This is a genomic window from Syntrophaceae bacterium (assembly GCA_013177795.1).
Taxonomy (GTDB): Bacteria; Desulfobacterota; Syntrophia; order Syntrophales; family UBA2192; genus UBA2192.
This window is the reverse complement of sequence record JABLXY010000003.1, coordinates 422106-441210: the sequence shown is the minus strand read 5'-3', so window position 1 is coordinate 441210 and position 19105 is coordinate 422106. Positions and strand designations below refer to the sequence as shown.

Below are 19105 nucleotides of genomic sequence, written 5' to 3'. Positions count from 1 at the left end.
AGCCGTCCTGTGCATTTCTTGCGCTGCCGGCCGCGTTTGGCACATGGTTTGCTGCTCTTTTTCCCCGTCCGCAACCATCGATGGTCTGCCGTGCGCCCTCAAGGGGGCCGGGCCGGTTCGCGACCCTGCCCCGATGAGCGGCGCGGGCGACCCGGAAAGGGGTTTTTCGTGAACGACACGGGCTTCGTCGATTACTACGAGCTGCTGCAGCTGAGCCCGAACGCCGACACCGACACGGTGGAGCGCGTTTTCCGGCACCTGGCCAAGAAGCTGCACCCCGACAACCGGGAGTCGGCGGACCCCGAACGGTTCCGCCTGGTGGTGGAAGCGCATCAGGTTCTCTCCGACCCCAAGGCGCGGGCCGGCTACGACGTCAAGTACCAGGACTACTGGAACCGCAAGTGGAAGATCGCCTCCGAGGCGGGCGACGGGACCGCCTTCGGCGACGACCGGGAGACCCGCGAGAGCCTTCTCTCGATCCTCTACGTCCAGCGGCGGCGCAACCCGAAGAGCCCGGGACTGGGCGATTACGAGATGGCCCGCCTCCTCGGCAAGCCTTACGAACTCGTGGAGTTCCACCTCTGGTACCTGAAGTCCAAGGGCTGGGTCGAACGCCTCGACACGGGGATGCTGGCGATCAGCGCCCTGGGCGTCGACCAGATCGAAGAGAACCGGCTCCGGCTCCGAAAGGACCGCCTGCTCACGGCCGGCGGATCGGCTCCGCAGGGCCCGGACGGGAAAGCCGCCAGTCCCCGGAAGGAGGACCTTCTCGTCTCGCCCGAGGGTACGGCCTTCAACCGCTGATCCCCCCGGCCTCTCCCAATCTGAACGTAAAAAAAGCCCCCATCCCGGACGGGAGGGGGCTTTTTCTTTCAGGAGGACCTTCTGCGGTCTGTCTCGGCTGTTTCGTCTGTCGCGGGTTCCGTTTCCCTCGGCTCCCCGGGCCTCTAGCCCCGAGCCTTCTTCTCCCTGCCCACACGGTCCCAGGCATCCTTGTAGAGCCGCCCGATGCACAGCAGAAGCGCCAGGAAGAACAGCCCCAGCATGAACGTCGACGGCGTCCGCAGCATCTCGTCCAGCAGGTACCCCATGTACAGCGCCAGCATCGAGGCAATCACGATCGCAAACCCCCAGGAACCGATCACCAGAATATGCGAGAAGTCGATCTGCCGAACTCTTGCCTTCACCTGCGCTGCCATGGCCCCTGCCTCCTGTCTCGCGCTCGGGACTCCGTGCCTCTTTTGCCTTGCGCCTGCTGCTTCCTGAAGACTGACGCCTGATGCCTAGTGCCTGTCTCTTACAGCAGATTCTTGATCGCCTCGGCCACCGGGCTCGTGAAGAGCGCCACCAGCGCCGCGTACATCGCAAAGCTGCCCACCGCCTCGCTGAGGTAGAGCTTCTCGTACTTCTGCTTGAGCGATACGATCGTCATGCCGCCCACGATCAGGGCCCCCAGGTGGAAGTAGGGGAAGTTGCCCGCCCCGGCTGCCGCGTACTCGGCGAAGGCAAATCCGGCGGTGATCAGAACGACGACGGCGGAAAGAATCAGGGTGGAAAGCGTCTTTTTCATGGTCAGGTCCTCCTCGGTGTTTTTGTTTTGTTGCCCGATACCATAGAAAGGAGCGTGCCAGGATGGAGAGGGGAAGGCAGATAGTTTGCAAGTGCATGGATTCACGAAAGAAATGCCGGTGTGCAGGCGATGGCGGCGAGGCCTGCAGGGCGCCTCGGGAGGCCCTCTTTTGAACGGAACGTTCAACGCGGGATGAACGAAACATCAAAAAGGCATCCGGCACGGGGCGCAAGCGCAAAAAGACGGAAGGAGAGGGCGGCGAGCCCTGCTGTCGGCTACTTCGCCAGGTATGCAGCGAGTGTCTTGACGAAGCCGGGGGAAAACAGCGCAATCATCAGGATGTAGAGGACGTAGATCGAAGCGGCCGAGAAGAGGTCCAGGCCGCGGTAGCGCCTGAAGAGCGAGACGAGCGTCAGTCCCCCGAGGACGAGGGCGGCCCCCTGGACCGCGAGGAAAAGGTCGATGCCGGACAGGGACAAACTGGCCGCGATGAAGAGAAGGGCCGTCCCCGTCATGAAAAACCGGAGCATCCGGGTGTCGTGTTGCCGTTTCATGCGCCCTCCCTGGACCGGCCCGTCGGCTGTAGGCCCACCATAGCACAGAAGGCCCCGCCCTGTCGCGCGATCTTCGGGCGCAGCGGGCGCGGTACGATCCATGCAGGGAAAACCGGGGCCCGGGACGCAAAAAAAATTTTCTGTTTTCAGGGCCCTGTGGTAACGTTAGCAAATTGCAAACCCCCTGCGGGCGTACCGATGGCCCGAGGCAACCCGAGAAAAGGAGAAACGGAAATGAGAAAAATTTCGGCAGGCGCTCTTGCAGTCATCATGGTCTTGTTCGCCCTGACCGTCGCCGTCGCCCCGGCGGCGGAGAAGGCGAAGAAGGACGTGCTTGCGAAGGTCGGCAACAAGGAGATCACCCGGAGCGACATCGAGGCCTACACGGGCCTCTACCCGGAAAACCAGCAGGCCATGATCAAGGCCGATCCCCGGATGGAGGAGGTCCTCGTGCGGAACCTCGCGAGCATCATGGTCGTGTCCGACGTTGCCCGGAAGAAGGGCATCGACAAGAACCCCGCCGTCAGGAAGCAGATCGAGATCATGCGCGACGAGTACCTGGCCAGGACCTATGTCCAGAAGGAGATCATCGGCAAGATCAACCTCACCGAAAAGGATTTCCAGGCCTACTACGACGCGCACAAGAAGGAGTTCGAGAACCCCGAGATGGTCAGGGCGCGGCACATCCTCGTGAGCGTCAAGCCCGACGCGAAGGAGGACGACAAGAAAGCGGCACGGAAAAAGGCCGAGGAGATCCTCGCAAAGGCGAAAGCGGGCGAGGACTTTGCCAAGCTCGCCCAGGAGAACTCCGACGACCCCGGCTCCAAGGCCAAGGGCGGCGACCTGGGCTTCTTCACGCAGGGCAGCATGGTGGGCACCTTCGAGCAGGCGGCCTTCGCCCTGAAACCGGGGGAGCTGAGCGGCGTGGTCGAGACGGAGTTCGGCTACCACATCATCAAGCAGGAGGAGCGCAAGGCCGCCGAGCAGCAGCCCTACGAGTCCGTCAAGGAGCAGGTCAAGGCCCGGGCCACGCAGTCCATCCAGCAGGAGCGGCTCAACGCCTTCCTCGAGAAGTCGATGAAGGACGCCAAGGTCACCTACTACGGCCCGGAGCCCCCGAAGGAGCGGTAACCCGAATCGGAGGGGCGGGATGCCGGCGATGGAGGACTGGACGACACCCCGGCTCGATCCGGACCGGTGCACCGGCTGCGGTCTGTGCCTCGATGTCTGCCCGTCCGACGTTCTTGCCCTGGTGAACGGGACGATCACCCTGCGGCGGGACGGCTGCTTCGGCTGCGATCACTGCGCCGCCGTCTGCCCCGCCGGGGCCATCACGGTCGAATCCGTCAGCACGGGCCACATTGCGCTTGCCACGGTCGAAACGGGCGGTCGTTGGCTCCCCTTCGGGGAGTTCGACACCGCCCTGCTCGTCCGCCTCCTCGCCTCGCGGCGCTCGTGCCGCCGCTACACCGACGAGCCCGTCCCCAGGGCCGCCCTCGATGACCTCGCCCGGACCGGCGCCATGGCCCCTTCGGGCACCAACAGCCAGCGCTGGACCTTCACGATCGTTCCCGACCGGCAGGCCATGCTCGCCTTCGGCCGGCTCGTGGCCCGCTTCTACGAGCGGCTCAACCGCCTGGCCGCAAACCCGGCCGCCCGACTCTTCTCGAAGCTCTTCCTGAGGGACCGGCTGGGGTTCTACTACCGCCGCTACCACGACCAGGTCCGGGACGCCCTCCGCGAGTTCGAGGAGACGGGCCGCGACAGGCTGTTCCACGGCGCCACGGCGGCGATCGTCATCGCGACGAGGCCCGGCGCATCCTGCCCGCGGGAGGACGCGCTGCTGGCGGCGCAGAACATCGCGCTGGCCGCCCATGCCATGGGCATCGGGTCGTGCCTCATCGGCTTCGCCGTCGAGGCCATGCGCCGCGACCCCTCCATCCCGCGCGCCCTGGGCATCCCGGCCGACGAGACCGTCCACGCCGTCGTCGCCCTCGGCAGGCCCGCCGTCACCTACCTGCGGCCCGCCGGCCGAAAGCCCCCCGTGATCCGGTATGCTTTCCCGTCGAAAACATGATAAGCTGACCCCAAATTCAACCTGCGACGGACGTTTTTCTGACTGCGAAGTGAGACGCGTTTTCGGTATCCGCTCTTCGCGAAGCGGAACGTCTGCAGCGCAAACTGTCTGAGCCCGAAGGGCGAGTTTTTGCGTCTGCAGTGCAGCGGGCGTCAGAGCGGTCGAAAACCGTCTGTTCGCAGGAAGAATAATGTCCGTCGAATAACGGGGTCGTGTTGGACTACGTCATCGAGGCCGAGAACCTGAAAAAAACCTTCGGCGCCTTCACCGCCGTCGACGGGATCACCTTCCGGGCCCGGCGCGGGGAGTGCTTCGGCATCCTCGGGCCCAACGGCGCCGGCAAGACCTCGACGATCCGGATGATCTACGGCTTCTCGCCCCTGTCGGGCGGCACCCTGCGCGTCCTCGGGCATGACGTCTCCCGGCGGCGCGGGCTTCGCAAGCTCAAGTACCGCATCGGCGTCTGCCAGCAGGAAAACAACCTCGACCCCGAGCTGTCGGTCCTGCAGAACCTCGAGGTGTTCGCGTCCTACTTCGACATCCCCGGCCCGAAGGCGACCGAGAGGGCCCTCGAGCTGCTGCAGTTCATCGCCCTCGAGAGCCGCAGGGACGCGGCGATCCCCGATCTCTCGGGGGGCCTGATGCGGCGGGTGGTCCTCGCCCGGGCGCTGATCAACGAGCCCGACCTGCTGATCCTCGACGAGCCCACGACGGGCCTCGACCCCCAGTCGCGCCACCAGCTCTGGGAGCGCCTCGAGGGGCTCCGGGCGCGCGGCATCTCCATCCTGCTGACGACGCACTACATGGAGGAGGCCGCACGTCTCTGCGACCGGCTCATCATCATGGACCGCGGCAGGATCCTCGTGGAGGGAAGGCCCCGGGACCTGATCCGGGACCACGCGGGAAAGGACATCATCGAGGTGGGCGAACCCGGCGAGGCGCTGCGCACGTTCGTGCGGGACCGCGGGCTGCGGCACGACGACCTGGGTCACCGCATCATCATATACTGCGACGAGCGGGACCGGCTCTACCGCGAGATCAGCGAACAGTACTGCCGCGACGGCTGCATCCTGCGGGCGGCCACCCTGGAGGATGTCTTTCTGAAGCTCACGGGGAGGGAGCTGCGGGAATGAACGCTCTGCGCGACCTCCGGATATCCCGCCGCTTTCTCCACGTCTGGCGGCGCAACGTCCGGGTCTACCGGAAGACCTGGCGGGTGAGCTTCCTGCCGCCGCTGCTGGAGCCGCTGCTGTACATCCTCGCCTTCGGCTACGGCCTCAGCGTCCTCGTCGGCGACGTGCGCTGGCGGGAGGCGACGGTCCCCTACGTCGCCTTCATCGCCCCGGCGCTGCTGTGCATCGCCATGATGTACAACGCCTTCTTCGAGACGACCTACGGGTCCTTCGTCCGGATGTACTACCAGAAAACCTTTGACGCCATGCTGGCGACCCCGCTGTTTCTCGACGACATCATCGCGGGCGAGATCGTCTGGGGGGCCACCAAGGCCGTCATCGCCACGGCGATCATGCAGGCCATCCTGACCCTCTTCGGGCTGATCCGCTACCCCGAGGGGCTGCTGATCCTCCCCCTGTCCTTCATCGCCGGGTTCGCCTTCGCGTCGATCGGCATGGTCTTCACGGCCGTCGTCAAGCACATCGACCTGTTCAACCTGCCGATCTTCCTCTTCGTGACGCCCATGTTCCTCTTCGGGGGGACGTTCTTTCCCCTCGAGACCCTGCCCGCGTGGGCGCAGGCCGTCGCCTGGTTCCTGCCGCTCACCCACCTCGTGGAGCTCACCCGCGCGATCGGCCTCGGCCGCCTCGACCCGTCGCTGCCCTGGCACCTGATGTACCTCGCGGCCTTCAGCGCCGTATTCTTCCCGCTGGCCCTCGTATGGATGCGGCGCCGCCTGATCAAGTGATCCGCCGGGGGCATCCTTTTCATTTGACAGGCGGTTTCTAACTGCCTATACTTACAACCCATTCTGCAAAACGGGTAGCCACGTTGGACACGAACAAGATCGCCATCATAGGGCCGGGAAGGCTCGGCACGGCGCTGGCCTACATCTACGGCCGCAACGGCAGGCCCGTGACGATTTACTATCACGACGCCGAGGTGTGCCGTGCGATCAACGAGGAGCACCTCAACCCGAAGCACCTCACCAACGACCTCGCGCGGATCTACGGCGGGATGAGCAATGTCCCGAGGCTTGCCCCGGAGGTGAAGGCGACCAACGACCTCGAACGGGTCGTCAACGAGAACGACTTCATCTTCCTCGCCATCACGATGAACCGCCTGTCGCGCCTGCTCGACTACCTGCGCCCCATGATCGCCAAGAAGCGCGGCAAGACCTGCATCATCTCGGCCATCAAGGGCCTCGTGTCCGACGAAAAGACGAAGGAGCTGATCACCCCGTCACAGATGATCAACGGCGACCTCGTGCACATCCAGCACAAGTTCAAGGTCGTGGCGATGGGGGGGCCGTTTTTCGACGTGGACATTGCCATGGGCAAACCGGTGGCCCTGACCATCGCCGGACCGCGCAGCGTGGCGCAGACCGTCCGGAAGGAAATCCTGAATTTCGACCGGCGGGAGATCACATCCTACTACAATTTCGACATCGTGGGGATCGAGGCCTGCGGGGCCCTCAAGAACATCGTGGCCAACATCAAGGGGGTCACGGACAGCATGAACCTGGGCAACTCCATCCCGGGCACCATCTTTGCGCGCTCGGGGGTCGAGATCCGCTCGCTTGCCAGGCTCCTCGGGGGAAGTTTCCAGGCCTTCTACAGCCAGGCGGGCGTGGGCGACCTCTACGTCACGCTGTCCTCGGATGCCAGCAAGAACTACCGCTACGGAAAGCTCTACTACGAGCTCTTCGACGGCAACCCCATCGAGACGGACCGGAAGGTGCTGAGCCGCATCGACGGCACGCCGGAAGGCCCCAACACGATCCGCAACGTCTACCGCTACCTCGCGAAGAAGAACATGTACAGCCCCATCTTCTCCTGCGCCTACCACGTCTTCAACGAGTCGGGGGACCGCAAGCAGATCGAGGAGAGGCTCATCGAGTCCATCCAGTTCGACAAGCGCTCCAAGGAGTACATCGGCCCCGTCTCCCGCGTCCTGTACCGGCTCTTCCCGAACTGGTGGTACAGGCGTGACAAGGGACTGCCCTCGATGCTCGACTTCTAGGAGCCTGCTGATAAATCATCTACTGCGTTGCCCTCGTTCCTCGTCGCTCATGCACACCACACAGTACACTCTCTCCTCGGACCTTCGGGACGCCTTGTATCTGAACCTTTCTGAACAGGCTGCAGGAAAAGACCCCCTCTCACCGTCCGGCCGCTACAGGGTTGGATGCCCCCTGTCACGGTCAGGTCGGATGATATCCCGCAGATGATCGCGTTGAAAGAAATCAAATCCCTCGGATCCGCGATCACGGGGTATTCTGCTGTCTGCTGACTGCCGTCTATTGCCGGGCGGCGGGCTGGGGCTTGCCGTTGGCCGGGGTCTCCGGGGCCAGGGCGGCCGAGGCGGGGGGTTCCAAGGCCTTGAGTCTTTTGATGTACAGGCCCCGGTAGCTCAAGTTCCTGTAGTTGACCATGTCGTCCATGAGCTGGGCGGCGGCGGGCCGGATGTCCACGCCGTGGCGGTTCCTCTTCTCGCGGTTCGCGCGGTCCACGACCAGCACGGAGTAATAGGTGGCGAGGATCCGTGTCTTGGAGTCCCGCTTCCACAGGAAGGCCTTGCCGGACAGGGTGTTCAGGAAGAATGCGGCGTACTCGTAGAGCTCCTTCTGCGTCATGCGGATCTCGGGGTTGCCGGCCTCGATCCCCTTGTTGAGCCAATCGAAGACCATCTCCGCCGACGACTCCAACAGCTCCGTCTCGTTGGCGAGGATGTCGAGCAGCAGGCCGATATTCTCCTGCCCGATGACCCGCAGGAAATGCTCCTGGTTCAACTTGAGCTTGTAGGGGTCGGTTGCTTCTCCGGCCACGATGGGCGGGGCTGCAGCCAGGTTGTTGAGGATCCTGACCAGCTGCCGGTAGGTCCCCTCGGGAAGCCTGCGGGCCTTGATGTACTCCCGTTCATCCAGGTTGCGGCAGAAGCGGATCACGTCCTGCTCGAGCTCCTCGAAATCCTTCCACTCCTTCGGCGTCTTCTGCGCCCGCAGCTTCTTGCGGAAGACGCGGTTGCCCTGGATGTCGGGAAGCTCTCCCGGCGTATGCTTCGCCACAACGGGCTGGGCGAACCCCTTGCGCACGATGCCGAGGTCCTCGAGGCCGCCCCGCTCGAGGTAGACCCCGAAGCTGAGCACCGCGACGATGCCGAGAATCGTGCCGATTCCGACGAGGATGGAGCGGTTGTCCAAGTCGAGTCCTCCGACCGTGAGGTGAAACCCGCCTGGGGGAAGGAAACCCCTCGGCCTGTCGGGCTGAGAAATGAGCAATTTCTGTGCCGCAGGCTCCCCGGGTTGCATTTCCGGGGGCCCTCAGTCCCATGCGACCGGGATGAGGGGTATCAACCCGGCAGAAGGTAAGAAGGTGAGACGGTGAGAAGGTTGGAGGGGCTTTCAGCATGCGATAGCCCGCCGGCTTATCCAAACTTCTTACCTTCTTGCCCTCTTACCCTCTCAGCCTCTCTTCCGGGGCGGCACGCCCCGGAAATCACCCCATCAGCGGCTCGATGACGAGGTCCGGCACCGCCGTCTGCCGGGCCCGCGCGAGCCGTTCCTCGCCCGCATAGACCGCCACGGAGGACGCACCGAGCGCAGGGAGGAGGACCTCGCGGACGGCCCGCAGGAGCTCCTCGGGGGTCATGGCGAGGACCCGGTCCCGGAAGGCCTGACGGTCGGCGTCGGTGATCCCCGAAAAGTGGCGGACCATGGCGAGGTACCCCTTGCCCGCCGGGTCGGAGGGCCGGTCCAGGGTGCCGAGGGTCCCGATGACGGTCTTCTCCAGCTCTTCGGCATCGATCCCCGCGTCGAGCAGGTGCCGCGCGGCCCCCTCGTAGACCTTCAGCGTCTCCTCCAGGTGAGGGTCGCGGTAGGACAGGAAGGAGAAGATCCGCCCGGCAGGATCGTAGAGGGACATGCCCCCGTAGGCCCCGCCCTGCACACGGATCCGGTTGTACAGGTAGCCCTTCGAGAGGGCCCTCGAGGCGACGGCGAGCGCCGCCGAAGAGGGGTCGAGATAGCCGGGCGCGACGGCCACCTGCGCCACGTAGCACACCTGGGCGGCGATGGCCACCCCGAGCCGCGCGGGGCCCGGCGGCACCGATGCCGTGGCGGCCCCGGAGGAACCGCCGCCCAGCCGCCCGGTCAGGTTCCCGATCTCTTTGAGGAGACGTTCGATCCCCTCCGCATCCCCGGTCACGTTGATCAGCAGCCGGCCCCGGCCGAACACGAGCGCCCGGAGCCGCTCCATGGTCTCGATGAGGGGCTCGGCCGAGAATCGCTCCGCCAGGCCGTTGAGCAGCCGCAGCTGGATGCGCCCGTTCCACTGCTCGTCGCGCAGCGACGGCAGGGTCAGCGTCGCGGCCGCCGTGCGCTGGGCAAAGAGGTGCCCCGAGGGGATGACCGCCGACTGCAGGCTGTTTCGCTTCTCCAGGACGAGATCCTCCATCCGCTTGCGGTCCGCCAGGTCGCCCGCGGCGAGGATGTCGCCGAGGAGCCCCACGGCCTCGGGGATGTTGCGGTGCAGGGCCCGCATCCGGAACACCATCCTCTGCCAGCTCTCCTTCCCGTCGCACCCGAACCCCGAGGCAAGCTGCACCCCGAGCGCCCCCATGGTCATGGAGATCCGGGTCGCCATCTCGTCGTACCGCCGCCCTGCGGCACCCATCCCCCGCGCGAACTTGCCGAGCAGCGGCAGCCAGGGCTGGAGCTCCTCGGGCACGTGGGAGACATCGAAGGCGCAATCGAGGTAGACGATGCCGTTGCCGAAGATCTCGTGCTTCAGGACGTCGATCCCGTCGGTTCGATCCGTTTCGGAGGGGATCCGCTCCGCCTCGCGGGGAATGTCGGAGCGTCTCAGGCGGGGAAGCGTGGCGAGGGCCTCGGGGGAGTCGGGCTCGGACTGCAGCGCCCTGAGGCGCCGGGCCTCTTCGAGGATCCTCGACCGGTCCCTCTCGGTCAGGGCCGCCTCGATTTCGGCCATCCGCTGCCTGAACCGGGCCTCTGCCTCGTCCAGGCATGTCCGGCTCGGCTCCATTACGGAGGTGAGGCGGTGCGGGTTGTCCAGGAACCATCTCCGGACGACGCGCTGGAAGAGACCCGGATCACGCCGCCAGCGCTCCCGGATGCGCTCGATGAGGGCATTGAACTGCAGGGGCACGAGGGGGTCCCCGTCGTAGAGCCACGTGTGGAAGACGCGGCCCATGAGGGTGACCCCGTAGGGGTAGGCGCCCCGGACGATCTCGCGGCCGTGGAACTCCACCTGGTGCAGGGCCGCCTCGATGAGGTCCCGGTCGAACCCCCTATCGGCGATCCCCTCCAGGGTCTCGAGGATCAGCGCCTCGATGGCCCCCTGCCTGTCGGGCTCGGTGCCGCGGAGGCCGACGCCGAACACGACCTGGCGCAAGTCCGACTCGAGCCCCGTGACGGGCGACAGGTCCTCGCCGAGGCCCGAGTCGACGAGGGCCTTGCGCAGCGGGCCCGCCGCCGTGCCGACCAGCGCGTGGGACACGATGCGGAGGAGCAGCACCTCTTCGGGCTCGGTGTTCTCGGCGGTCATCCAGGCCATGTTGACGACGGTCTTCCGCGCCGGGCTGTCGGCCTTCGCGATGGGGTAGCAGTCCCGCCTCGACCGCGGCGCCGGCCACCGGGGCTGCAGGCCGATGGCCGAATCGACCCGGACCCGGCCGAACCCGGCGAGAACGCCCTCCAGGAAGGCCAGGTGCTCCTCGGTGGGGATGTTGCCGTAGAGGAAGAAATAGGCGTTCGAGGGCGAGTAGTAGAGCCGGTGGAACTCCCGGAGCTGCTCCCAGGTGAGCCGCGGGATCACCTCCGGGTCGCCGCCGGAATCGAACCCGTAGGGGTTGTCGGGGAAGAGGTTCTGCTGGAGGGCCTTGAACATCAGCGCCTCGGGCGAGGAGTAGGCCCCCTTCATCTCGTTGTAGACGATCCCCGAGACGGTGAGGCCGCTCGCCGGGTCTTCGGGGTCGGCAAACTCCAGGTGATGCCCCTCCTGCTGGAAGGTCTCCCGCAGGATGCGGGGCCTGAGCACGAGGTCCGTGTAGACCCGGGCGAGATTGAAGAAATCGGCGGGGACCTGGCTCGCCACGGGGTAGACGGTCTTGTCGGGGTAGGTGAAGGCGTTGATGAAGGTCTGCAGCGTGGCCCTCGACAGCTCGTTGAAGGCGTCCTTCACGGGGTATCGCTCGGAACCCGCCAGGACCGTGTGCTCCAGGATGTGGGCGATGCCCGTCGAGTCCCAGGGGGGCGTGCGGAACCCGACGGCGAAGAGGTTCTCGCTGTCGCCGCCGTGGAGGTGCAGCACCTTCGCCCCCGTGGCGATGTGTTCCATCTCGTAGGCCGTGCAGCCGATGTCGCTGACGGCCTCGACCCTCAGCACGGCGAAGCCGTGTCTCTCTTCGCCCTTTTGGAGCCTCGGTTCGGGACAGTCCGCTCGATTGACCACCTGGTTCATCCCTCCTCGTACAAGTTGCCCACGGTTGCGCAGGTTGCTTTTCAACCATGCAGGACAATCACGCCCCTTGTCAAGGCGAATGAAAAAAGGGGGCTGAAACGTGCGTTCCAGCCCCCCGAACCGTTTCGGATCGCGATCGCTACGCTACTTGAGCCACTTCTCGGCCTCCTTGCGGTACGCCTCCATGACAAAGGGGATCCCCGTGACCTCCTCGCACTCGCGGGTGAGCGACATGAGATGCTTGCGGTCCAGAAGCGAGAGGTTGAAGCTGCGGGCTCCCGCCATGAGCTGCTGGAGGCCCTGCTTGAACTTCGTCCCGTAGGTGTAGAACCCGATGGCGCCCGTGGGCATCGAGTCGAGTTCCTTGCCGTACTTCTTGCGGAGCTCCTCGTAGCTCACGAAGATCTCCTCGAGGGTGTTGCCGTAGCGCGAGACCGTCTTGGGCAGGTCCTTGTTCTTGATCCACTCGCCGATGTTCTTGCCCACCATGCCGGGGATCATCAGCGCGCGGCCCATGCAGACGGCCTTGACGTAGGGGGCGCCCAGGCAGAGGGCCTTGAACACGCCCGCCTCGTCGGAGAATCCGCCGGCAAAGGCGATGTCGGGCACTCTCTTTTTCTTCTTGGCCAGCTTCTGGCAGAAATCGTAGGCCATCGCGTGCAGGTACAGCGAGGGGATGCCCCACTCGCACATCATGGGCCAGGGGCTCATGCCCGTCCCGCCGGGGGCCCCGTCGATCGTGAGCAGGTCGATCTTGGCATCCGAGCAGAACCGGATCGCCATGGCCAGCTCCACCGCGGAGTAGGCACCCGTCTTGAGGGTGATGCGCTTGTAGCCGAGCTTGCGCAGGCGCGCGACTTCCTTCATGAAGCCCTCGCGCGTGACGAAGCCCAGGCGGCTGTGGCGCTCGAATTCCTTGATGGCGCCCGCCTTGTAGGCCGCCTCGACCTCCGGCATCGTCGGGTCGGGCAGGACGATGTAGCCGCGGCGCTTGAGCTCCTGGGCGCGCTCCAGAGAGGGGATCTTGATCTCGCCGCCGATGTTCTTGGCGCCCTGACCCCACTTGAGCTCGATCGTGTCGAGGCCGTGCTTCTCCAGGACGTACTCGGCCACGCCGAGGCGGGTGTCTTCCACGTTCATCTGGACGAGGATTTCGCCGTAGCCGTCCCAGTACCGCTTGTAGGTCTCGATGCGGCGGTCCATCTCGGGGGACTTTTTCACGAGGCCGTTGGCCCCGCGCTCGAGCCCCACGTCGATGCCGCAGACGTTCTCGCCGCAGACGATGGTGATGCCGGCAACGGCGGCGCCCGCCGAGAAGTGCTCCCAGTTCTTGCGGGCGATTTCCGTGGAACCCAGGGCACCCGTGAAGATGGGCAGTTTCATCTTGACCTTTTTCGTCCAGCCGTACTCCGTCTCGGTGTCGACGGCGGGGAAGACGGCCGTGTCGGGACCGGGCTTGACGCCCTTGGGGAGGCCATAGGCCCCGACCGCATAGCCCTGGATGCTCAGGTGGGAATAGTCCACGGGGTAGTTCTTGTCGGCCCCGGCGGTCATGTTGCCGAATTCCGTGGGGTAGAGCACCTCGCGGCCCCGGAACGTCGACAGCCAGATCTCGCAGCCGCCCCGGCAGCCGTCCACGCAGCGCGTGCAGATACCGGACATGGGAACCACGCTCCGCGAGCGGTTAAAGGTCCCCGTCGCCTCGTTTGCATTGGGTTGCCTCAGGTTCATACGCGCGTCCTCCTTCCTCGTCCTCCTGCGGGATTAAAAAAAGCGCCCAAAGCCCGGCTTTGGACGCCTTTATCCAAAAAGTAACGGTTCCGTTACCAGAGTTACAGAAACGTGTCAAGAACTTTCATGGACGCCCCGGGAGATGATGATCGCCTCTGCGATCTGCCGCATGGGGCGGCGCATGTTCATGCTCATCGCCCGGATTTTCCGGTAGGCCTCGTCGCCGCCGATGCCGTTCTCGGCCGCCAGGATGTCCTTTGCCCGCTCGACGATCTTGCGCGACTCGAGCTCCTCCTGGATGACCCGGCTTCGGACCAGCAGCTCCGTGTTCTCGATGGCGATGGCGGCCTGGTTGGCGATCGTGGTCAGGACGGTGACCTCGGACTCCGTGAAGTCGTGCGGCCGCGAGGTGTAGCAGTTGATGACGCCGATGACGCGGCCCTTCACGGCCAGGGGCACCGAGAGGAGCGACACGAGGCCTTCCTTGCGCGCCATGTCCGGGTAGAGGTAGTCCTCGCTCTCCCGCACGTCGCGCACGATGGCCGGCCGGTTCTCTGAGGCCACCTTGCCGACGACGCCCTTGCCGACCTCGAGGACCCGTTTCTTGTTGTATTCCTTGCTGATGCTCTGGGTCGCCTTGACGTGGAGCTTGCCGTCGTCGTCGATGAGCATGAGGGAACAGATCTTGGACCCCATGACCTCGGCTGTCACGGTGACGATGAGGCGCAGGATGTCTTCCAGGTATTTTTCGGACGTGATGGCGCGGCTGATTGTGAGCAGCGCGCTGATCTTGCTGTCCGCGGAGCCGGCCTTCCCGCCGCCGGACTGTTCGCCTTCGGCTTGCACCGTCTTTTTTCGAGCCATAAACCGCAAACCCCTCCGGTGCGGCGCTCGGGCGCCGCGTGCCCGGCACGCATTGGTTTCTGTTTCCTATAACACCGCCGCTTTGAAAATCAACAGAAATGTACCCCCGGGACGTCGTCGTCGCAGGCGGTCCGGGGCCGCTACCCCCTTTCCCTCGGCGGGCCTGACGGCCGCGGCTCGCGGCAAAGGCAGGGCTCGCCCGAGTTGCGCAGCACGGCGTCGGAGGGCATCTCCCGGGACTTGAAGCCCATGGCCTTGCAGCCGTAAGGCCAGGCCGGCTCGTGGGTGATGAAGAAGTGCCTGCACTCGAAGCAGCTGACCTTCCGTTCCTGCCGCCGCCGGCCGTTCAACCCTGTCCTCCTTGCCTTCCGACGGGATCAGCCCGTCCGTTTGGCCGCCTTGAACTTCGCGGGGTCGATCCCGAGCTTGCGGATCTTGTACTGGATGATCCGTTTGGTCGTCCCGAGAAGACGGGCCGCCTGGCTCTGGTTGCCCCGGGCCTCCTTCAGGGCCTCGACGATCATCGAGCGCTCCTGGGCCCCGATCACGGCGTTGAGTTTCCCCGTGTCCCTTGCCGTCTGGCCGCCCCTGCCGATCTGCAGCGACGGGGGCAGGTGCATCATCTCGATCGACGGCCCCTTGGCCAGCAGGACGGCCCGCTCGATGCAGTTCTCCAGTTCCCGGACATTCCCCGGCCAGGGGTGCGACAGGAAGGCCTCGATGACGGCATTGGTGATCCGCTTCACCGGTTTTTTCAGCTTGTTCGAATACTTGATGACGAAATGATCCGCCAGGAGGATGATGTCGTTCCCCCGCTCCCTCAGGGGCGGCAGGAAGATGGGGAACACGCTGAGGCGGTAGTAGAGGTCCGTGCGGAATTTCCCCTCCGCGACGCAGTCCTCCAGGCGCCGGTTGGTCGCGGCGATCACACGGGCGTTGGTCGTCACCTGCCGCGACGAGCCCAGCGGCTGGAACTGCTTCTCCTGGAGGACCCGCAGGAGCTTGGCCTGGGCCGCTGCGGAGAGCTCTCCCACCTCGTCGAGGAAGATCGTGCCGTTGTGGGCTTCCTCGAACCGGCCCCGGTGCTGCCGCAGGGCGCCGGTGAACGCCCCCTTCTCGTGGCCGAAGAGCTCGCTCTCGATGAGGGTCTCGGGGATGGCCGCGCAGTTGACCATGACGAGAGGCCCCTTGCTCCGGGGGCTGCTCGCGTGGATGGCCCTTGCGATCAGCTCCTTGCCCGTCCCGGTCTCCCCGATGACGAGGACCGTCGTCGAGGAATCGGCCACGTGACGGATGAGGGCGTAGACCTCCTGCATGCCCTTCGATTGGCCGATGATCTCGAGGCCGGCCCCGTCCCCAGGGCTGACCATGCGCCGCAGGCGCCGGTTCTCGTCCTCGAGGGCCAGGAAATGGACCGCCTTGGCGATCAGCTCCGCCACGGAGGACAGGACGGCCAGCTCGCGGTCCATGTCAGCAACCTCCGCTGCCGCCTTGTCGGCCGACAGGATGCCCACCACGCGGGAATCATAGATGATCGGGACGCACAGGAAGGCCAGTTCGTCGCGGTTTTTCAGGTGCCTGCGGGCCCCGGTGCGGTCCAGGAAAAGACTGTCCCGCCCCAGGCTCGGGACCGCGATGGGCCGGCCCGTCTGCGCCACCTTGCCGGTGACCCCCTCGCCGGCCCTGTAGGTGACCTCCATGCCCTCCAGGTCGACCCCATGGGCCACCTCCAGCATGGCCTCGCCCGAGTCGCGGTCCAGGAGGGAGATCATCCCCCGCTGCATGCCGAGACGGGTGCTCATCTCGGCGAGGACCCGCTCGAGCTGGTCCCGCAGGTCCCATGGCTGCGCCAGGGCCTTGGCAATGGCGTGCAGGGCCGCCAGTTCCTCGAAGGTGTGACTGCTCATGTGGAACAAATTTGAAACATTTCTTGTGTTGCGGCAACGTTAATACATTTTGGTCATAAAAACAATGGAAAACGGCGGGGATTCTGATATGATGCGCCCCAACGAACCGGACAGGGGGCGCCATGAGAACCTTTTCCCTCGTCAGCACGGGCATCAAGGGGCTCGACCACGTCATCGGCCACCTGCAGACAGGCGACAACGTGGTCCTCCAGGTCGACTCCATCGAGGATTACAGGGGGTTCGTCAGCCCCTTTGTCAAGGAAGCCCTTGAAAACAACAGGCGGGTCGTCTACATGCGCTTTGCCCGCCACGCCCCCCTGCTCGAGGAGACGCGGCGGGTGGCCGTCTACAAGCTCAACCCCGATGCGGGGTTCGAATCCTTCTCCACGCAGGTCCACAACATCATCCGCCAGGAGGGCCGGGACGTGTTCTACGTCTTCGACTCCCTTTCGGACCTGCTTCTCGCCTGGGCGACGGACATGATGATCGGCAATTTCTTCGTCATCACCTGCCCGTATCTCTTCGAGCTCAACACGGTGGCCTACTTCGCCATCCTCCGGGGCCGCCATTCCTTCAAGACCGTCGCGCGCATCCGGGAGACGACGCAGGTCCTCATCGACGTCCACAACAGCGAGGGGAAGACCTGCGTGCACCCCCTGAAGTGCTGGCAGCGATACTCCCTGACCATGTTTTTGCCCCACATCCGGGAGGGCGAGGACTTCGTCCCGATCGTGAACAGCGCGGACGCCGCCCGGCTCTTCGCCCACCTTGCCGACCGGAGCGCCGTCGACGCCGAGAGGCACCTCGACTACTGGGACAGGCTGTTTCTCAAGGCCCGGGAGATCGCCGGCGACGAATCGGCCGCCGGGGAGAGGCAGACGCTCGTCGACCAGCTCTCGCGGGTCCTGATCGGCCGGGAGAAACGCATGCTGTCCCTCGTCCGGGAGCACTTCACCCTCGAGGATCTCCTCGACATCAAGGACCGGCTGATCGGCACGGGGTTCATCGGCGGCAAGGCGGTGGGCATGCTCCTGGCGCGCAACATCCTCCGCCGGGACCGGGACTTCGACTGGCAGACGCACCTCGAGCTGCACGACTCCTACTTCGTCGGCTCCGACGTGTTCTACTCCTACATCGTCCACAACGGGTGGTGGAAAACCCTCATGGCCCACAAGACGCGGGAGGGCTACTTCGAGAGCGGCCGCGAGCTCCGGTCCCGGATGCTCGCCGGGACGTTTCCGCGGGAGGTGACGGAACAGTTCCAGCGGATGCTCGAGCACTTCGGCCAGTCGCCGATCATCGTGCGCTCCAGCAGTCTCCTGGAGGACTCATTCGGCAATGCCTTCGCCGGCAAGTACGAGAGCTACTTCTGCGTCAACCAGGGCACGCCGGAGAGGCGCTACGAGATCTTCGAGGAGACGGTGCGCCGCGTCTTCGCGAGCACCATGAACGAGGAGGCCCTGACCTATCGGCTGCAGCGCGGCCTCGACCGTCACGACGAGCAGATGGCCCTGCTCGTCCAGCGGGTCTCCGGCACGCATCGCAAGCACTACTTCTTCCCCGAGGTATCGGGCGTGGGGCTTTCGTACAACCCCTTCATCTGGAAACAGGGGCTCGACCCCCGGGCCGGCATGCTGCGCATCGTCCTCGGGCTCGGCACGCGGGCCGTCAACCGGGTGGAAAACGACTACCCCCGCATCGTGGCCCTGGACGCGCCGCTGGTGAAACCGCATGCCGGGATCACCGAGGCGCGGCGATTCTCCCAGCACGAGGTGGATCTCCTGAACCTCGAGGACAACCGGTTCCACACCCTGTCCCTGCGGCAGGTCGTCCAGGAGGGGCTCAATGTCCGTCTCGACCTCATCGGCGTGCGGGACGAGGAGAGCCCGGGGCCGGCGCGGGCCGACGGGCGGCCCGGGGAGGACGCCTGGATCCTGACCTTCGACGAGTTGCTGTCCGCAACGGACTTCACGGCCGTCATGTCCCGGATGCTCCGGGCCCTCGAGAGCGTCTACCGGTGTCCTGTGGACGTCGAGTTCACGGCGAACTTCGACAACGAGGGACGCCTCCGGGTCAACGTCCTGCAGTGCCGCCCCTTCCAGACCAAGGGGCAGGATGTCCAGGTCGAGATCCCGGAGAGGATCCCCCGGAAGAGGATCCTCCTGCGGCAGGTGGGCAACTTCATGGGGGGCAGCGTCTCCCAGAGCATCGCCCGCATCGTCTACGTCGACCCGAAGGCATACACGAAGCTGCCCCTCTCGCAGAAATACGACGTCGCGCGCCTCGTCGGCCGGATCAACAGCCTGATCGAGCGGCGCGAAGACATGCCGACGGCGGTGTTCGGCCCCGGGCGCTGGGGGACGAACACCCCGGCCATGGGGGTTCCCGTGAAGTTCTCGGAGATCAGCAAGATCTCCGTCATCGCGGAGATCGCCTACCGCGACGGCACTCTCATCCCGGACCTCTCCTTCGGGACGCACCTCTTCCAGGACCTCATCGAGACGGACATCTTTTACCTCGCGATCTACCCGGAGAGGGAGGGGGTGTTCTTCAACGGGGACTGGCTGGAGGGTCTGCCGAACCGTCTTGCCGACCTTCTGCCGCAGGAAGACCGCTTCGCCGGCGTGGTCCGGGTCTGCGATGTCAGGGACAGGGACCTGAGGCTGGTGTCCGACGTGGTCAGCCAGCGGCTGATCTGCTACTGCGCCTCCTGACCGCGGCGCCTCGCCGAGGAACAGGCCGCACGAACA

Annotated in this window: 16 protein-coding genes; 7 read left to right on the top strand and 9 right to left on the bottom strand. The window is 65.3% G+C overall.

The annotated features are described in order from the left end of the window. Positions 1 to 168: 168 nt before the first annotated feature. A complete protein-coding gene (locus HPY67_11930) occupies positions 169 to 804 on the top strand; it encodes a J domain-containing protein (GenBank protein ID NPV05427.1) in 636 nt (211 codons plus the stop codon). 143 nt (positions 805 to 947) lie between these two features. Here HPY67_11930 and HPY67_11925 read toward each other — a convergent pair whose 3' ends face one another. From HPY67_11925 to HPY67_11915, 3 genes are all read right to left on the bottom strand, one after another. Continuing rightward, on the bottom strand, positions 948 to 1199 hold the full coding sequence (locus HPY67_11925; GenBank protein NPV05426.1) for a hypothetical protein: 252 nt from the start codon (positions 1197 to 1199) through the stop codon (positions 948 to 950). 98 nt (positions 1200 to 1297) lie between these two features. Beyond that, positions 1298 to 1570, bottom strand: a complete 273-nt coding sequence (locus tag HPY67_11920; protein ID NPV05425.1) for a hypothetical protein — start codon at positions 1568 to 1570, stop codon at positions 1298 to 1300. Positions 1571 to 1845: 275 nt separating this feature from the next. Then, on the bottom strand, positions 1846 to 2124 hold the full coding sequence (locus HPY67_11915; GenBank protein ID NPV05424.1) for a hypothetical protein: 279 nt from the start codon (positions 2122 to 2124) through the stop codon (positions 1846 to 1848). Between the two features lie 234 nt (positions 2125 to 2358). Here HPY67_11915 and HPY67_11910 point away from each other — a divergent pair, with 234 nt between their 5' ends. The 5 genes from HPY67_11910 to HPY67_11890 all read left to right on the top strand — a co-directional run bounded on the left by HPY67_11910 (position 2359) and on the right by HPY67_11890 (position 7396). Further along, complete coding sequence (locus tag HPY67_11910) at positions 2359 to 3255, top strand: hypothetical protein (GenBank protein ID NPV05423.1); 897 nt, start codon at positions 2359 to 2361, stop codon at positions 3253 to 3255. Between the two features lie 28 nt (positions 3256 to 3283). After that, the gene (locus HPY67_11905) at positions 3284 to 4201 is read left to right on the top strand and encodes a 4Fe-4S binding protein (GenBank protein ID NPV05422.1); all 918 of its coding nucleotides are present in this window, start codon (positions 3284 to 3286) and stop codon (positions 4199 to 4201) included. Positions 4202 to 4413: 212 nt separating this feature from the next. Next, complete coding sequence (locus HPY67_11900) at positions 4414 to 5334, top strand: ATP-binding cassette domain-containing protein (GenBank protein NPV05421.1); 921 nt, start codon at positions 4414 to 4416, stop codon at positions 5332 to 5334. Then, complete coding sequence (locus HPY67_11895; GenBank protein ID NPV05420.1) at positions 5331 to 6122, top strand: ABC transporter permease; 792 nt, start codon at positions 5331 to 5333, stop codon at positions 6120 to 6122. The genes HPY67_11900 and HPY67_11895 overlap by 4 nt, the downstream gene beginning before the upstream one ends. 83 nt (positions 6123 to 6205) lie before the next feature. Continuing rightward, the gene (locus HPY67_11890; protein ID NPV05419.1) at positions 6206 to 7396 is read left to right on the top strand and encodes an NAD(P)-binding domain-containing protein; all 1191 of its coding nucleotides are present in this window, start codon (positions 6206 to 6208) and stop codon (positions 7394 to 7396) included. 277 nt (positions 7397 to 7673) lie between these two features. Here the strand turns inward: HPY67_11890 and HPY67_11885 are convergent, their stop codons facing one another. The 6 genes from HPY67_11885 to HPY67_11860 all read right to left on the bottom strand — a co-directional run bounded on the left by HPY67_11885 (position 7674) and on the right by HPY67_11860 (position 16355). Further along, entirely contained in the window at positions 7674 to 8576 is a 903-nt protein-coding gene (locus HPY67_11885) for a hypothetical protein (GenBank protein ID NPV05418.1), read from the bottom strand. A 295-nt stretch (positions 8577 to 8871) separates the two neighbouring features. After that, the gene (locus tag HPY67_11880; protein ID NPV05417.1) at positions 8872 to 11844 is read right to left on the bottom strand and encodes a peptidase M16; all 2973 of its coding nucleotides are present in this window, start codon (positions 11842 to 11844) and stop codon (positions 8872 to 8874) included. A 153-nt stretch (positions 11845 to 11997) separates the two neighbouring features. After that, on the bottom strand, positions 11998 to 13584 hold the full coding sequence (locus HPY67_11875) for an FMN-binding glutamate synthase family protein (GenBank protein NPV05416.1): 1587 nt from the start codon (positions 13582 to 13584) through the stop codon (positions 11998 to 12000). 114 nt (positions 13585 to 13698) lie between these two features. Continuing rightward, positions 13699 to 14448 (bottom strand): GAF and ANTAR domain-containing protein, encoded by a 750-nt coding sequence (locus HPY67_11870; protein NPV05415.1) that lies wholly within the window; start codon positions 14446 to 14448, stop codon positions 13699 to 13701. A 140-nt stretch (positions 14449 to 14588) separates the two neighbouring features. Continuing rightward, complete coding sequence (locus HPY67_11865; GenBank protein NPV05414.1) at positions 14589 to 14798, bottom strand: uracil-DNA glycosylase; 210 nt, start codon at positions 14796 to 14798, stop codon at positions 14589 to 14591. Positions 14799 to 14825: 27 nt separating this feature from the next. Continuing rightward, positions 14826 to 16355, bottom strand: coding sequence for a sigma 54-interacting transcriptional regulator (locus HPY67_11860; GenBank protein ID NPV05413.1), 1530 nt, complete (start codon positions 16353 to 16355; stop codon positions 14826 to 14828). Positions 16356 to 16477: 122 nt separating this feature from the next. Here HPY67_11860 and HPY67_11855 point away from each other — a divergent pair, with 122 nt between their 5' ends. Beyond that, the gene (locus HPY67_11855) at positions 16478 to 19069 is read left to right on the top strand and encodes a phosphoenolpyruvate synthase (GenBank protein ID NPV05412.1); all 2592 of its coding nucleotides are present in this window, start codon (positions 16478 to 16480) and stop codon (positions 19067 to 19069) included. Positions 19070 to 19105 lie beyond the last annotated feature (36 nt).

What these genes read in the sequence shown, in the direction of transcription:
- HPY67_11925 (NPV05426.1), bottom strand. Translation starts at nt 1,199, where the DNA reads ATGGCAGCGCAGGTGAAGGCAAGAGTTCGGCAGATCGACTTCTCGCAT.
- HPY67_11920 (NPV05425.1), bottom strand. Translation starts at nt 1,570, where the DNA reads ATGAAAAAGACGCTTTCCACCCTGATTCTTTCCGCCGTCGTCGTTCTG.
- HPY67_11915 (NPV05424.1), bottom strand. Translation starts at nt 2,124, where the DNA reads ATGAAACGGCAACACGACACCCGGATGCTCCGGTTTTTCATGACGGGG.
- HPY67_11910 (NPV05423.1), top strand. Translation starts at nt 2,359, where the DNA reads ATGAGAAAAATTTCGGCAGGCGCTCTTGCAGTCATCATGGTCTTGTTC.
- HPY67_11905 (NPV05422.1), top strand. Translation starts at nt 3,284, where the DNA reads ATGGAGGACTGGACGACACCCCGGCTCGATCCGGACCGGTGCACCGGC.
- HPY67_11895 (NPV05420.1), top strand. Translation starts at nt 5,331, where the DNA reads ATGAACGCTCTGCGCGACCTCCGGATATCCCGCCGCTTTCTCCACGTC.
- HPY67_11875 (NPV05416.1), bottom strand. Translation starts at nt 13,584, where the DNA reads ATGAACCTGAGGCAACCCAATGCAAACGAGGCGACGGGGACCTTTAAC.
- HPY67_11870 (NPV05415.1), bottom strand. Translation starts at nt 14,448, where the DNA reads ATGGCTCGAAAAAAGACGGTGCAAGCCGAAGGCGAACAGTCCGGCGGC.
- HPY67_11860 (NPV05413.1), bottom strand. Translation starts at nt 16,355, where the DNA reads ATGAGCAGTCACACCTTCGAGGAACTGGCGGCCCTGCACGCCATTGCC.
- HPY67_11855 (NPV05412.1), top strand. Translation starts at nt 16,478, where the DNA reads ATGAGAACCTTTTCCCTCGTCAGCACGGGCATCAAGGGGCTCGACCAC.